The sequence below is a fragment of the Paenibacillus sp. 23TSA30-6 genome, from assembly GCF_014858585.1.
GTDB lineage: Bacteria > Bacillota > Bacilli > Paenibacillales > Paenibacillaceae > Paenibacillus.
In genome coordinates this window covers 1-14,174 of the sequence record NZ_SLTL01000057.1, presented here as the reverse complement: position 1 = coordinate 14,174, position 14,174 = coordinate 1, and the positions used below count along the sequence as shown (strand labels likewise).

Here is a 14,174-nt window from a genome sequence, read left to right as displayed (position 1 = left end):
TTTTTTTATTTTATAAATATTGTTTATAAATTTTTTTTTTTTGTTTAATTTTTTTTTTTTATTTTTATTTTTTTTTTTTTTTTTTTTGTCTTTGCGGCGATCGTGGCGAAGTGGTTAACGCACCGGACTGTGACTCCGGCATTCGTGGGTTCAAGCCCCATCGGTCGCCCTTTACCTTTAGTGGGGATTAGCCAAGCGGTAAGGCAACGGACTTTGACTCCGTCATGCATAGGTTCAAATCCTATATCCCCAGCCATCTTAATGCGGACGTGGCTCAGCGGTAGAGCATCGCCTTGCCAAGGCGAGGGTCGCGGGTTCGATTCCCGTCGTCCGCTTCTTTATACTTTGGCGCCATAGCCAAGTGGTAAGGCAAAGCTCTGCAAAAGCTTTATCCCCAGTTCGAGTCTGGGTGGCGCCTCCATAATTATATATGCCGGCGTGGCGGAATGGCAGACGCGCTCGACTCAAAATCGAGTGGGAAACCGTGGAGGTTCGAGTCCTCTCGCCGGTATACCAAAAAGAGTTATGAAATTGCTGATATCAGTAATTTCATAACTCTTTTTTCTTTAGATTTTAATCATAATGCTAGCTGCAATTTTTAATACATACTTGGAATATAAAAACTGCCCATATAGTTTATTAGGTGCATAGGAAGTGGGGATGAGTATACGGGAGAGAATCTTGGAAGCTTTTTTAGAGGAAGCGTGTGAGAGTGGTCTGAAATTTACAATGGATGATCTTGCGAAAAGGCTGGCTATCAGCAAGCGTACTTTATATGAAAATTTTTCGTCCAAGACACTCATTTTAGAAACGCTCATTGAACGTACAAGCGACGATATGATTAGAAAAACCGAGTGAATTATCAGTAACGATCATCTATGGAATATGCATTCCTTTCTTTGCAGCCGCAGGAGCCGCGGGAATAGCTGCTATCTTCTCCCTGTTAGTGCTGCCTGAATCCGTAAGCAAGGAAAAGAAACAGTACAATAGAGAGCTTCCACGTCAGAAAGAAAACCTTTTGCAGCAATTTGCCAAGCCATATCAATCTCCTTTTTTCATGGGTTTACTCATTGTATTTGTCGTTGCTTTTGGCTTAGCTAACTTTGAAACGGTATTTGGACTGTTTGTTGACCATAAATATGGTTTTACACCGATGGATATTGCCATCATTATAACGACAGGCTCCATTCTGAGGGCAGTTGTCCAAGCGACTATATTTGGCTGGATTATTAATCATTTTGGCGAGAAAAAGATCATTCATATCTGTCTGGCTGTTGCGGGATTATTCATTTTTCTGACACTGTTTGCCGAACAGTATGCCATGATTATGTTGACGACCTTCATCATTTTTCTGGCCATGGACATCCTTCGTCCGGCTGTAAGCACATCCTTGTCACGGCAGGCCGGGGATGAGCAGGGGTTTGTGGCTGGAATGAATTCATCTCATACAAGTTTGGGTAATGTGATCGGACCACTGATTGCAGGACTGCTGTTTGATGTTCATATTAACTTGCCTTATATGGTTGCAGCTATAGTGTTACTGGCTTGTCTCGTCCTTTCACTACGCTCCAAGCAAGCGGGTGAGCAACACCCAACAGCCCGTGCGGCAGAACAACATAGAGGGTGATAGCCGCAGGTCTGTATGCACCCCCGACTTAGGTCTAGGTTCAAAAACCGTCTGGGGTCCGTTTTGGAGAACTCCAGATCAGCGTACAATAAGGACATAAGCAAGACACAGTGAAAGGCGGTGAGAGATGATGAGAGTTAACAAAGGGAATGGGTTGGCTATTGTACTGATTGTATTGGGTTCGATTATGCTGCTCGGTAAGTTTACTCCGTTTTTCGGTCACTTTGTAGGACACTTGATCGGTTACTTAATCCCGATAGCGATGATCATGTTAGGTTACTACGGTGTGAAAAGAGGAAATGTGGTCTTCGGATGGATCGTACTTGTAATTGGCGTACTCGTTTTACTCGGCAAACTGTCCTGGCTTTTGGGGCCACTGCTGGCAATCGGGTTAATCATATTCGGTGTTTCACTACTGAGTGACCGCAGAAGACGTTATTAAGATTGATGGACTTGCGGGTGAATGTGAATTACAGAAACGAAAGTATGAAGATATGAAAATACGAAATGTGAAAGGAGCAGAAGCAAATGAGTGTTTTTCGTAGAATGCGTGATATTACCGTAGCGACCTTTAATGAGCATTTGGAACAAAGTCAAGATCCGATACAACTGATTGACCAGTTCTTGTATAACACCCGCAAGGATATTGCAGAAGCGGAAAAGCTTCATCAGCAATACGCAGTGCACACAAGACAGATGAAGCAACAGCTGGATCACGCAGTGTCCATGCAGATTAAACGGGAGGAACAGGCGCTGCTGGCTCTAAAGGCTGATGAAGAGCATGTTGCGAAGCTGGCCCTCCAGGAGAAAATGTTGTATGCGGAAAAAGAAGAACAGTACAGAGAACTGTGGGAGCAGAGCCGTGAATCGTTGTGTGAGCTGGAGCAACAGCTGGATACCTTAAAAACGGAATATCAAACGGTAAACAGCAAGCGTCAGTATTATGCGGCACGTGTACAAACGTTGAGACTCCAGCAGCAGATGAACGAACGGGCAGGTACATACGGTGGACGAAATGTTCCCCGAATGTTCAACCGCTTGGAAGACCGGGTAGCTGATATGGAAGCAGAAACGCTGAGCCTACGTGATTTGCGGCGGGGAGAAGGCAGTCAGCTGGATGCCCAAGGCGGTGGATCGCTGCTCGAACAAGAGTGGGCGAGACTGAAAAGTAAGCTGAACAACAGCGGGAAGGAGTAAGTTGATTATGACCCGAATTTACCGATCAAACCGGGATAGAGTATTAACAGGTGTATGCGGCGGTCTTTCTGATGCAACAGGGATGGACTCAACGTGGATTCGTATTCTGGTTGTGATCAGTTTCTTTATTACAGCAGGAACCACGTTTATGATTTATGTGATTGCGGCATTGGTTATCTCCAAGGAGCCGAGATCTCCTTATGATGGAGGATTTGGTCCCAACAGCGGGCCTTACAACCAACAGGACTCACGCTATTATGGCGGGAACAGCACCGGATCGCAATACGGACCGGGTACTGGCTACAATCAAGGTGGAGCATACGGTAATACGAGCCAATCTTTTGGTCAAGATGCCCGCCATTCCTCCAAATTTAACACAGGTCCTAACAGTGATCTGGATTCCATGATGGAAGATATCGAGAAAAAAGCAATGAAAAAAGAGTTGGCAGAGTTACGCAAAAAAGTAGAGCAATTCGAGAAGGGAGATCGTAAATAATGGGAATCTTTAAAAGAATGAAGGATATGACAAGAGCATCGGTGAATGAAGTGCTGGATAAAGTGGAAGACCCGATTATTATGCTGAACCAATATCTGCGCGATATGGAGGCGGAAATTCACGAGGCCGAAGTAACGGTAGCCAAGCAAATGGCAAATGAACGTCGCATGAAACAGCGCTTGGAGGAAGCAGTACGAGTATCTAATGAGCGTGAACAACAAGCAGAATCCGCGTTGCGGAACGGCCAGGAGGAAGTAGCACGTAAGCTGCTGGGCGAAAAGATTTATTTTGTACAAAAGCAGGATGAGTACCGTGATCTGCACACTCAAGCCGAGCTTCAAGCCAAAGAACTGGTACAACAGCTTCACGATATGAAGGATGAATTCTACAAAATGCGCAACAAGCGCAATGAGTTGGTATCCCGTGCTCAAATGGCGAAGGCGAAAAAGCAATTGTCGCAGATCAACAGTCTGCATACCATTGAAAGCGGTTCTGCTTCGCTGGGCTTCCACCGAATGGAAGAAAAAATTATGCAATTGGAAGCGGAAGCTGACGTACTGCGTGCCCCTTACCGTCAAGCTCCGGGGGAAGCTTATGTCAACCCGGCTGAGGCTGAAAAACAGTTCAAAGTGGATGAGCAGCTTCAACAGCTCAAATCCAAAATTCAAACGGGTGCTAAACCAGTAGATATCAAGAAGGACTGACTACTCGAAAATAAGACATTATGATATGCTGTATGGAATGGACACTGGTCAATGATCGTGCTCAATCTGTATGGTTCGGGAAAGCCATATGGCCGAAATGTCGCGCCACTATGGCTTTTCTTTCCTGTATAAACAAAAAGGGGGTGCAGCATGGAGAGAAGGAAATCAGCCTTGGCACTGGCAGGGATCGCCATCGGAGTTATCATTTTATTCGGTCAGTGGATTGGGTTCCTCTCCGTGGTTGCACTGATCCTGATATTGACCGGAATATATAAGATTCGCAATTCCAAGATCAAAAAGGGTTACACGATGCTCGCGGTTGGTGCCGGACTGTTGGTGCTGGATCATTTGTTTCTGTTTGTGGTAGTTACACTGGCATCATTAGCTGTATTCTATTCACGTTCAAGAAAGCTGCATAAGGGCCAAAGCTCGATATTTAAGCACAATTTCATATCCAATCATAAATGGGATGAAGTTCCGTGGAGCTTGCGGAGCACGAGTATATGGCATGTGGTTGGGGATGTGGACGCAGATCTAACGCTGGCCATTCTGGAAGAACGTGAATCGGTTGTATTTTTGCAGGGGATCTTCGGTGATATTGATATCACGCTGCCGGATAATTACGGTGTAGAGGTGGAGATCTTCGTATTGTTTGGGCAGATTCACTTTGACCGGGATCATGAGGCGGGTATGCTCAATCGTTTGGTTGTGAGGTCTCCTAATTATGCGGAGAGTGAATATAAGGTGAAGTTTGTCGTTTCGTACTTGGCGGGCGATGTCCGTTTCCGATTTTATTGAATCAGGAGGAGCCAGGATGAATCATAAAAAAACGTCCAATATGGTAACCCGCAGTATGGGTGAAGGTATCCTCCTGTGTGTTGTTGTGGGCGCGGTCGTCATTTATATGCTGTATACATATGGTTATGTAAAGTCGTTCCCGACCTGGGGAATGATACTGAAATTTGCGGGAGCCGTTGTCATGGTACTGATTGGCACCGGGGCAATATACGGTTTTTATGAGAGCTACCGCTTCAAAAGCAGGCTGGAAAAGCTGCGGGAGACGCTACTGATGTGGGAAAAGGGGACACCTGCTCGGGAGCTGCCGCCACTGGGTCATGATGAGTTGGGCAGGCTGGGTGAGCAACTGGAGCGAATCGGGCGCAAATGGCAAGAGCAGGTTACTTCTTTACAACGCTTGTCCACCAACAATGCTCAGCTGGCAGAACAGGCCAGAGTGACCGCGATTGTCGAAGAAAGGCAACGATTGGCGAGGGAGCTACATGATGCAGTGTCACAGCAATTGTTTGCGATTTCGATGACGGCAACGGCTGTAGGCAGGACGCTGGATAAGGATTTTGGTAAGGCGCAGCGTCAGGTTGCATTGATTGAAGAAATGTCCTCGGTGGCGCAATCCGAAATGCGAGCGTTGCTGCTTCATCTACGGCCTGTTTATCTGGAAGGCAAGCGGCTGGAGCAGGGATTACGTGATTTGATACAGGAATTGCAGGCCAAGGTTCCCATGGAGATTGATTTTGAGATGGAGAGCGGAGTACAGTTGGTTAAAGGCATTGAGAATCATTTGTTTCGCATTGTTCAGGAAGCGATGTCCAACACGTTGCGTCATGCCAAAGCAAGCCGTATGGAGATTCGTATCGTGCAACGCACGGATTCCGTTCGATTAACGATTAGGGATAACGGAATTGGATTCGAGCTGGATGAGAAAAAGCAGACTTCGTATGGATTGTCCACAATGCAGGAGCGTGTCAGCGAGATTGGGGGAGCTATCCAATATATAACGGCCCTGGGGAAAGGGACACGAATTGAGGTATCGGTGCCGGTTTTAAATGATGAAAGCGGAAGGAACGATGATCATGGAAACGGAATTGCCGATTAGCGTACTGCTGGTAGACGACCATGAAATGGTACGAATTGGTCTGGCGGCGGTGCTGGGCACGGAAGATGGCATTGAAGTGGTAGGCGAGGCCGGGAGTGGGGAAGAAGGCATACGACTGGCTACAGAGTACAAGCCGGACGTAATTTTAATGGATCTGGTTATGGACGGTATGGATGGAATCGAAACGACTCGCCAAGTGACACGCCTGCTTCCAGAGACGAAGGTCATCGTACTGACGAGTTATTTGGACGATGAGAAAATGTATCCGGTTATTGAAGCGGGTGCGTTCAGCTATCTGCTCAAAACGTCCCGTGCATCCGAGGTTGCGGATGCGATCCGTGCAGCGGCACGCGGACAATCCGTGCTGGAGTCGCAGGTTGCTTCCAAGATGATGAACCGATTTCGACAGCCACAGGCTGAAGCGCCTGCGCATGCGGAACTGACGGATCGTGAAATGGAAGTGCTTCGGCTGTTAGCACAAGGTAAATCCAATCAGGATATTGCGGATGAGCTGATCATCGGGATTAAGACAGTTAAATTCCATGTCACCAATCTTCTCGCCAAGCTGGGAGTGGAGGACCGCACACAGGCGGCAATCTATGCCTACAAAAACGGATTAGCAGAGTAGCGTGTAGAACGGACTAATACTATGAAAGATACCAAAGAGTGGAGCACTTCTACGCTGTTGAACAGGTTCCACAATTTAAATAGGGAAATACAATAAACCGGAGGCTTGTATTAGTTCTCCGGTTTTTTTGTGCTCTTGAAAACGGTATTTAAATAAGTAAGAACAGAAAGGCGATTAAGGCCAGATCCAGCACAAGTCCAGCTCCGTGTCCATATCCACCATAACTACCATATCCGCGGCCATAGCCTGGTCCACCTTTTCCATATCCACCGTAGCTATTTCCGGCAAATCCACCTGTGTCATAGGGAAAGGACGGATTTAAGGGCTCACTGGGAGGTTTGATTAAGCTGTTTATTTTGGCAGAGGAACGTGCTTTGTTTTTAGAGTTTCGTTTTTTCTTTTTGGAGGATATCTTCTTGGCTTCTTGTTTTCCCTTGTTATTATAGTTTCCGGCATTGAGACTGTTGGGAAAGGAGGATGGATATCCGTTTAACATCAACTTGCCTTTGCCACACCCGCTGAGAATACCAACATGTCGTGTTCCGTCATGCAAAACAGCACAGACCAATCGTCCACCATGAGGTGCCACATTGGCTTCATTTACAGGATATATGGGAAACATGATTTCACCTCTTTCTGTATAAGATACGTTGTGATCATAGTCTATTCTCACGATGCCTATAACGTATGGTCGAACACCCAGCAGGTAAACGATATTTTTTTAAACGTGGGCTTCTGCGTTTTGCGTGTATAAAACCTCCGGCAACGGGAAAGCTATTGATAGATTGATAGATTCCAAGCCAGCCGAAAAAGCGCCAAGAATGTGCCTGTAAGAATCGGATGCTTGTGGAGCGGGAGGAACGACGTTGTTAAAAGCAGAGGTTATCAAAAAAGGGATGGTAGCTATTGCAGTGTTCGGAACGGTGCTGTTACTCGTAGGCTGGCGTTATGGGACGTTTCAAACGACTGAATATGACTCGTATTCCCGCAAGGCAGAAACGGATTTGCGCTCTGTATTGACCGTCTCGGATCAGGCTCCTGGTACACTGGATAAGCTGGTTGTGAAATGGCAAGGTGACTGGACTTCTTACGGTGATGATCCGGCAGCCATGGCGGCCCGGATAGCCGATCAACTAAATATTCCCGCCGTAAACAAGGTAGAGGAAAACGGACACACAGTGTATCGTTCGGTTGGCGGTAGCGGAGAACTGAAAATCCGCTTGAACGTAATGGAACAGCTTGCGGGTCAATGGTATACGGTCGTTCAACTGGAGAGTAGCAATGCAGGACGTGAGCAGTTAATCCGCCTGCATGAGCTTTGTGCTGAGCAATTGGCGGCTGTGGGAGTACAAGCAGTATGGAATACGTCCATTCAGCATTCGCTGAAATCAAATGAGCCCGTGGACCAACTGATGAAGCTGACAGAGACATGTTTAGCAGGAAGCTTGTCCATGAAGGCAAAAGAAAGATATACAGATGCGACGACGGTGGCTGTATCCTATGAAGCACCGCAGCTGCCTCTGGCAGTTCAAAGTGGTGAGCATCAGGTGCATATGCAGATGGCTGTGCATGAAGATGAGGAGCATCAGGATACTCGTATTACGATCGGTTTTCCGCTGATTACGATAGAATACTGACTTATAAGGTAAATTTATGATTCATCGGATAGCTTATCCATGCGGAATATGCTAAAATGTCATCAAATCTTCAGTTTCATGTTTGTCGAAAATCAAGTATGATCTTGTATAAATATACACAATACTACATGCGGATTTCGAGGGTTGTGGAAGCGGAATCTTGTCATGGGAAGAATGAGGTACTTCATGGCTGACATACCTAATAATGAATCTGTTGTGACGCAAGGCGCAGTGTTATTTATTTTTGGTGCTACGGGCGATTTGGCTCGCCGCAAGCTTTTTCCTGCGATCTACAGCTTGTACCGCGAAGGGAAGCTTGGTGAGGATTTTGCCGTTATTGGCGTAGCGAGACGCCCTCGCACAGAGGAAGAATTCCGTAATGACCTGTACGCTTCGATACAGGAGTTTAGCCGCTACAAGGCAGAAAATGATCAAGAATGGCAGGCATTTGCCGAGCATTTTGAATATAAATCACTGGATATCAACAATGTCGAAGGATTTCATGAACTGAGACAGCAGACGGAGACCATAGAGACGAAATTCAGTATTCCGGGGAACCGTTTGTTTTATTTGGCCTTGGCCCCTGAACTATTTGGAAGTGTATCGAAGAGTCTCAAAGAAGGCGGTATGATGGATGGCAAGGGCTGGAATCGTCTTGTCATTGAGAAGCCGTTCGGTTATAACCTAGAATCTGCGCAAGAGCTGAATATTGAAATACGCGAAGTATTTGAAGAGGAAGAAATTTATCGGATTGATCACTATCTTGGTAAGGAAATGGTGCAAAATATCGAAGTGATCCGCTTCGCAAACGCCTTCTTTGAACCATTGTGGAATAATAAGCATATTTCCAATGTGCAAATTACACTTAGTGAAACCGTGGGCGTGGAGGAACGCGGAGGTTATTACGATCATTCCGGTGCTCTGCGGGATATGGGACAGAACCATATGCTGCAAATGCTGACGATGATTGCAATGGAACCACCGAGCCGTTTGCTCCCTGAGGATATCCGTGATGAAAAGGTGAAAGTGCTGCGTTCGCTGCGTCCTTTTGAATCAGCAGAGGATGTGCTGACTAATGTGGTACGCGGTCAATACACGGAAGGAAGCTATCGCGGTCAGCAGTTGCCGGGGTATCGTGAAGAGGACAAGGTTGATCCACAGTCGAGCACAGAGACTTATTTTGCTTCACGCGTATTTGTGGATAATTTCCGTTGGGCAGGGGTTCCGTTCTACATTCGTACCGGCAAACGTCTTCCTGTAAAGACAACCGAGATCGTTGTGGAATTTAAGAGCATGCCTACGAACGTGTATCTTGGCCAAAAGCATAAGCTGGAGCCGAACTTGCTCGTGATCCGGGTGAATCCGATGGAAGGCATTTACATCAAGATTAATGCCAAGAAGCCGGGTTCGGAATCGGATATTGAACCGCTGGCTATGGATTTCTGCCAAAGCTGTATGGTCGGCATCAACTCACCTGAGGCTTATGAACGGTTGTTGATGGACGCGATTGAAGGGGACTCTACGTACTTCACGCGTTGGGATGAGGTTGCGACAGCATGGAGATTCGTGGATCGGATCGCCAAAGCTTGGCAACAAGCCCCGGATACGCTGGAAACCTATCCTGCAGGCTCATGGGGACCGGAAGGCGCTCGCAAGCTGCTGGAGCAAGATGGCTTTAAATGGTGGCCGGTCAGCGGTCAGGATGAAGATAATGTCATCTGGCGGGTAGGCGGCACTCAGTAATCCTGATATTGTTCAGCATCCCCCTACGTCCTGTTCAGGATGTAAGGGGATGCTTTGCGTTCGGAGTGTGCTATAATAACTTAGTCTCAGGTTTTCAGTTTGCAACTGATTATACGTTAAAGGCAGGCTAAAACATGTAAATAGATCGTATTTATAATGAATATGGTAACGGAGTACGCCGAATACGGATCTAACGGTAAAGAAACCGATAGCACCGATGAATTTACGTTAACAGGCGTGCATCATGGCCTTTTTATGAATAGCTTGAGCAGTAACGCAATGGATTTGATCATGAAGGGATATGTGAAATGAGTAAAACACTGGATATACTTCAACAGGAAGTCGACAAACGGCGCACGTTTGCGATTATTTCTCACCCGGATGCGGGGAAAACGACACTGACGGAGAAGCTGCTGCTGTTCGGGGGCGCGATTCGTCTTGCCGGTTCAGTTAAAGCGCGTAAGGCAAGCAAGCACGCCACGAGTGACTGGATGGAGATTGAAAAGCAGCGGGGGATTTCGGTTACATCCTCAGTTATGCAATTTGATTATAATGGGCACCGTATTAACATTCTGGACACCCCGGGTCACCAGGATTTCAGTGAAGACACTTATCGTACATTAACAGCAGCGGATAGCGCAGTCATGCTGATTGACGTAGCGAAAGGTGTGGAAGCGCAAACGATTAAGCTGTTTCAGGTGTGTGCCAAGCGTGGAATTCCAATTTTCACCTTCATTAACAAGCTGGACCGTGAGGGACGCAGTCCTTTTGACCTGATGGAGGAGCTGGAGCAGGTGCTCGGCATTCGTTCGGTGCCTATGAACTGGCCAATTGGTACAGGACGTGAGTTGTGCGGTGTCTATGACCGTGTCAAAAATCAGGTCGAGCTGTTTCAGGGAGATGACCATTCCACGATCAAGGTACAAAAAGTGGAGGATTACAATGATCCAATCATTCGCGAAATGGCGGGTGAATATTTGCATGACCAATTATGTCAGGACCTGGAGTTACTCGATGTTGCGGGTGACCCTTTTGATATGGAGAAAGTACAGCGCGGGGAATTAACGCCTGTATTCTTCGGTAGTGCGATTAATAACTTTGGAGTTCAAACGTTCCTGGAAAACTTTCTTCAGCTTGCTCCCAAGCCGGAGCCGCGTCGCAGTACAGCGGGGGAAATCGAGCCGACGAACGAGAAATTTACTGGCTATGTATTTAAAATTCAAGCAAACATGAACCCGGCTCACCGTGACCGCATCGCATTCCTGCGTATCGTATCTGGTAAGTTCCAACGGGGCATGAGTGTTAAGCATGTACGGATGGGCAAGGAGATTAAGCTGTCCCAGCCACAGCAATTTTTAGCGCAGGACCGTGATATTGTCGAGGAAGCTTTCCCAGGCGATATTATCGGATTGTTTGATCCGGGCATTTTCCGTATTGGCGATTCACTTAGTCAAGGTGGAGAGGTCATATTTGATGAATTGCCGACCTTCTCGCCTGAGATTTTTGCCAAGGTTACCGTAAAAAATGCATTGAAGCACAAGCAGTATTTGAAGGGTATTGACCAGTTGACCGAGGAAGGTATGATTCAGGTGTTCCGTACGGTAAGCTTTGACGATACGCTGCTGGGCGTTGTCGGTCAACTGCAATTTGAAGTATTTGAGTACCGCATGAAGGGTGAATATGGAGTTGATGTACAGCTTCAACGTATGCCATTCCAATTTGCACGCTGGATTGTGGATGATCAGATTGATCCAAGCAAATTCCGTATTAACTCCACGTTGGTGAAGGACAAGAAGGGCAATTATGTCGCCTTGTTCGAAAATGAGTATGCGATGCGGACTGCTATAGAGAAAAATCCTACAGCCAAGTTTTTGGAGATGGCTCCATAAGATTTGGATTTGATAAGCAGGGCAGGAATGAAACCTGTTATTTGATCTGTACAACAAATAGTCCACTCAGTGTTACGGTGAGTGGACTATTTGCGTATACGGGCAGTAGGATGAAGCAGGGTTGAACAAAAGTTTGAAGGTAAGACTTAGGTTAGCGGGACGGGCTTGATTTTATCAAGCTGCTCATGTGCCAGGTGGACAAACTCTTGTTGCTGGGTCTGATTCATGTGCTTCCATGCCACCTCAAGAATGACACCCAATCCGGGCAAAGCGGCCTCTGGTCCATCCACTGACCCGATAATCATATCGGTAAGATCAGCTTCTGATTTGCCGTGAACTTTGTGAACAATGGCTTGTCGTAAATCCAGTGTAATGGGCATGTGGTACCTCCCGTATGTTTGTAATGGTTGTCGGGTGTATTATGGCTTGGGCTGCTGCCCGGTATACATGAAGAAGCATTTGGCATAAGCATACCAAATTTATGTTTTTGGCGTGTTATGCTATACTATGACGGACAGTATGGTGATCGGGAGGTAAGGTAGGAATGGCAAAGAAGCAGTATGCGGTAATTGGTATGGGTCGTTTCGGCTCCAGTGTTGCCACTGCATTGAGCGAAATGGGTTTTGATGTGTTGGCGATCGATTCGGACGAGCAGCGCACACAGGAAATGTCGAATATTGTGACCCACGCGGTATCTGCCGATTCAACGGATGAGGAAGCGTTGCGTGCGCTCGGTATTCGCAATTTTGATGTCATCGTGGTGGCAATTGGCGAAGATATACAGGCAAGCATATTGACGACATTAATCCTCAAGGATATGGGTGTGCCAGCTCTGATCGTAAAAGCGCAAAATGAATTGCATGGGAAAGTGCTGCAAAAGATAGGCGCGGATAAGGTGGTTTATCCTGAGCGGGACATGGGGCTGCGAGTAGCCCATCATTTGACGTCTCCAAATATTCTGGATTATATTGAGCTGTCCAAGGATTATAGTATTCTGGAGATGAAAGCGGCGGATTCCATGATAGGAAAAAATCTGAAGGAACTTGATATACGCGCTCGTTTTGGCTGTAACGTGATGGCGATTCGTCGAGATCAGGAAATGAATATCTCCCCTTATGCTGAAGATCGGCTGGAGACGGGGGATGTGCTAGTTATTGTAGGCCACAAGGATGATTTAACCAAACTGGAGCTGGCTTTTGCAGTATGATGATAAATCATTTATTTATAAAGGAACGGACGGATAACGAATGGAAATCATTTCATCGAACAATACACGTGTAAAGGAATGGGCACAACTGCTGGAAAAAAAGCATCGCACCCGGCAGCATAAATATATCGTCGAGGGCATTCATCTGGTGCAGGAAGCGCTGCGTTCGGACGCAGCTGTCGAAAGTGTTGCCTATGATTTGGACAAGGGCATTCCTGCCGAGCTGAATGGCTTGGACCAAGCTGACCAGCCGGTGGAATGGATTCCCGTATCGGCGGCGGTCATTGCCAAATGCACCGATACGAAGACACCGCAGTCCGTCTTTGCTATCGTGCGCAAGAAGGAGCGTGGCGCATTCCCGGCGTTGCTGGAGCAGGCGGATGCGCTGGTGATGGTGCTGGACGGGGTACAGGACCCCGGCAATGTAGGCACCATTATTCGTAGTGCCGACGCCGCCGGAGCCGCAGGCGTCATTCTGGGTCATGGCTGCGCCGACCTATATAACCCAAAGACGATCCGTTCTACGATGGGATCGCTTTTTCACCTGCCCGTGATTGAGGGCAGTCTGGAGGAGCTTTTGACGCAGGCCAAAAGCAAAGGTGCCCGACTGATCAGCACCTCGCTGGACGCAAGTCTGTCGTGCTATGCCGTTGATTTGCGTGTTTCTACTTGGCTTGTGATTGGGAACGAAGGCCAGGGTATCTCCGCTGCTACCGCACGTATGGTGGATGAATCGGTGTTCATCCCGATGCAGGGGCAGGCGGAGTCGTTGAACGCAGCGATGGCTTCCACGGTGCTGCTTTTTGAGGCGATGAGACAGCGAAGCTAGTGGAAATAACTATAAATTTGTGGGTTATAACATCAGTTGAGACTAATTATATTATTAAATGAGACTGTTTATACCATCAAATGAGACAGTCAAATATCCCCGAAAGCCCAGTAAAATCGGGAATAAAGACTATGTAAATAAAAATTATCTGTTAATGATTAATCTAAGTTTTCTTATTTTGCTTCTTCGCTAAAGTGAATGTTAGATGTCTGTTTAATAGAGAAAGTGTCCATACTGTCTAGTAATAATAGGAAGAGGACGGGATGGAACATGTGGACCCCATTAAGCAAAAAGGATAATCTAATGAATGATGTGTTCAAGTT

At 46.8% G+C, this 14,174-nt stretch carries 15 protein-coding genes, 5 tRNA genes and 2 pseudogenes; 20 read left to right on the top strand and 2 right to left on the bottom strand.

Annotated features, from left to right (window positions below; all coding sequences use genetic code 11):
• The first annotated feature begins 96 nt into the window (after positions 1-96).
• The 14 genes and pseudogenes from E0698_RS25675 (at position 97) to E0698_RS25610 (ending at position 6,546) form a co-directional block, all read left to right on the top strand.
• Positions 97-169: transfer RNA gene (locus E0698_RS25675), tRNA-His, on the top strand.
• A 12-nt stretch (positions 170-181) separates the two neighbouring features.
• Positions 182-256 (top strand) — tRNA-Gln (locus tag E0698_RS25670).
• Positions 257-263: 7 nt separating this feature from the next.
• Positions 264-335: transfer RNA gene (locus E0698_RS25665), tRNA-Gly, on the top strand.
• 12 nt (positions 336-347) lie between these two features.
• A tRNA-Cys gene (locus E0698_RS25660) sits at positions 348-421 on the top strand.
• An 11-nt stretch (positions 422-432) separates the two neighbouring features.
• Positions 433-511 (top strand) — tRNA-Leu (locus E0698_RS25655).
• 155 nt (positions 512-666) lie between these two features.
• Positions 667-855, top strand: a pseudogene (locus E0698_RS25650) (TetR/AcrR family transcriptional regulator); the annotation flags it as partial.
• Between the two features lie 22 nt (positions 856-877).
• Positions 878-1,627 (top strand): annotated as a pseudogene (locus E0698_RS25645) (MFS transporter); the annotation flags it as partial.
• A 130-nt stretch (positions 1,628-1,757) separates the two neighbouring features.
• Positions 1,758-2,069, top strand: a complete 312-nt coding sequence (locus E0698_RS25640; RefSeq protein ID WP_025686559.1) for a LiaF transmembrane domain-containing protein — start codon at positions 1,758-1,760, stop codon at positions 2,067-2,069.
• A gap of 86 nt (positions 2,070-2,155) precedes the next feature.
• Positions 2,156-2,824, top strand: coding sequence for a PspA/IM30 family protein (locus tag E0698_RS25635; protein ID WP_134912741.1), 669 nt, complete (start codon positions 2,156-2,158; stop codon positions 2,822-2,824).
• 7 nt (positions 2,825-2,831) lie between these two features.
• Entirely contained in the window at positions 2,832-3,320 is a 489-nt protein-coding gene (locus E0698_RS25630) for a PspC domain-containing protein (protein WP_134912743.1), read from the top strand.
• Positions 3,320-4,024: a PspA/IM30 family protein gene (locus E0698_RS25625; protein WP_149094642.1), complete on the top strand. Its 705-nt coding sequence runs from the start codon at positions 3,320-3,322 to the stop codon at positions 4,022-4,024. Before E0698_RS25630 ends, E0698_RS25625 begins: the two co-directional genes overlap by 1 nt.
• 150 nt (positions 4,025-4,174) lie before the next feature.
• Positions 4,175-4,822 carry a cell wall-active antibiotics response protein LiaF gene (gene liaF, locus E0698_RS25620; RefSeq protein ID WP_192513359.1) on the top strand — a complete coding sequence of 216 codons (648 nt, stop codon included), beginning with the start codon at positions 4,175-4,177 and terminating at the stop codon, positions 4,820-4,822.
• A 16-nt stretch (positions 4,823-4,838) separates the two neighbouring features.
• A complete protein-coding gene (locus E0698_RS25615; RefSeq protein ID WP_192513358.1) occupies positions 4,839-5,918 on the top strand; it encodes a sensor histidine kinase in 1,080 nt (359 codons plus the stop codon).
• Positions 5,896-6,546: a response regulator gene (locus tag E0698_RS25610; protein WP_025686553.1), complete on the top strand. Its 651-nt coding sequence runs from the start codon at positions 5,896-5,898 to the stop codon at positions 6,544-6,546. The genes E0698_RS25615 and E0698_RS25610 overlap by 23 nt, the downstream gene beginning before the upstream one ends.
• A 148-nt stretch (positions 6,547-6,694) precedes the next feature.
• Here E0698_RS25610 and E0698_RS25605 read toward each other — a convergent pair whose 3' ends face one another.
• Complete coding sequence (locus tag E0698_RS25605; protein ID WP_192513357.1) at positions 6,695-7,168, bottom strand: hypothetical protein; 474 nt, start codon at positions 7,166-7,168, stop codon at positions 6,695-6,697.
• Positions 7,169-7,412: 244 nt separating this feature from the next.
• On the opposite strand from E0698_RS25605, the gene E0698_RS25600 reads away from it, so the two are divergent.
• The 4 genes from E0698_RS25600 (at position 7,413) to E0698_RS25585 (ending at position 11,815) form a co-directional block, all read left to right on the top strand.
• Positions 7,413-8,183 (top strand): YwmB family TATA-box binding protein, encoded by a 771-nt coding sequence (locus E0698_RS25600; RefSeq protein ID WP_192513356.1) that lies wholly within the window; start codon positions 7,413-7,415, stop codon positions 8,181-8,183.
• Positions 8,184-8,369: 186 nt separating this feature from the next.
• Positions 8,370-9,926, top strand: a complete 1,557-nt coding sequence (gene zwf, locus E0698_RS25595) for a glucose-6-phosphate dehydrogenase (RefSeq protein WP_192513355.1) — start codon at positions 8,370-8,372, stop codon at positions 9,924-9,926.
• A 156-nt stretch (positions 9,927-10,082) separates the two neighbouring features.
• Positions 10,083-10,238 carry a hypothetical protein gene (locus E0698_RS25590; protein WP_192513354.1) on the top strand — a complete coding sequence of 52 codons (156 nt, stop codon included), beginning with the start codon at positions 10,083-10,085 and terminating at the stop codon, positions 10,236-10,238.
• On the top strand, positions 10,235-11,815 hold the full coding sequence (locus tag E0698_RS25585; protein ID WP_134912754.1) for a peptide chain release factor 3: 1,581 nt from the start codon (positions 10,235-10,237) through the stop codon (positions 11,813-11,815). The genes E0698_RS25590 and E0698_RS25585 overlap by 4 nt, the downstream gene beginning before the upstream one ends.
• Before the next feature lie 146 nt (positions 11,816-11,961).
• On the opposite strand, the gene E0698_RS25580 is transcribed toward E0698_RS25585, so the two are convergent.
• On the bottom strand, positions 11,962-12,195 hold the full coding sequence (locus E0698_RS25580) for a small acid-soluble spore protein SspI (protein WP_044648543.1): 234 nt from the start codon (positions 12,193-12,195) through the stop codon (positions 11,962-11,964).
• A 164-nt stretch (positions 12,196-12,359) separates the two neighbouring features.
• On the opposite strand from E0698_RS25580, the gene E0698_RS25575 reads away from it, so the two are divergent.
• Together E0698_RS25575 and E0698_RS25570 are read left to right on the top strand one after the other, a co-directional pair.
• The gene (locus E0698_RS25575) at positions 12,360-13,022 is read left to right on the top strand and encodes a potassium channel family protein (protein WP_014277969.1); all 663 of its coding nucleotides are present in this window, start codon (positions 12,360-12,362) and stop codon (positions 13,020-13,022) included.
• Positions 13,023-13,062: 40 nt separating this feature from the next.
• A complete protein-coding gene (locus E0698_RS25570) occupies positions 13,063-13,851 on the top strand; it encodes a TrmH family RNA methyltransferase (protein WP_192513353.1) in 789 nt (262 codons plus the stop codon).
• Positions 13,852-14,174: the final 323 nt, after the last annotated feature.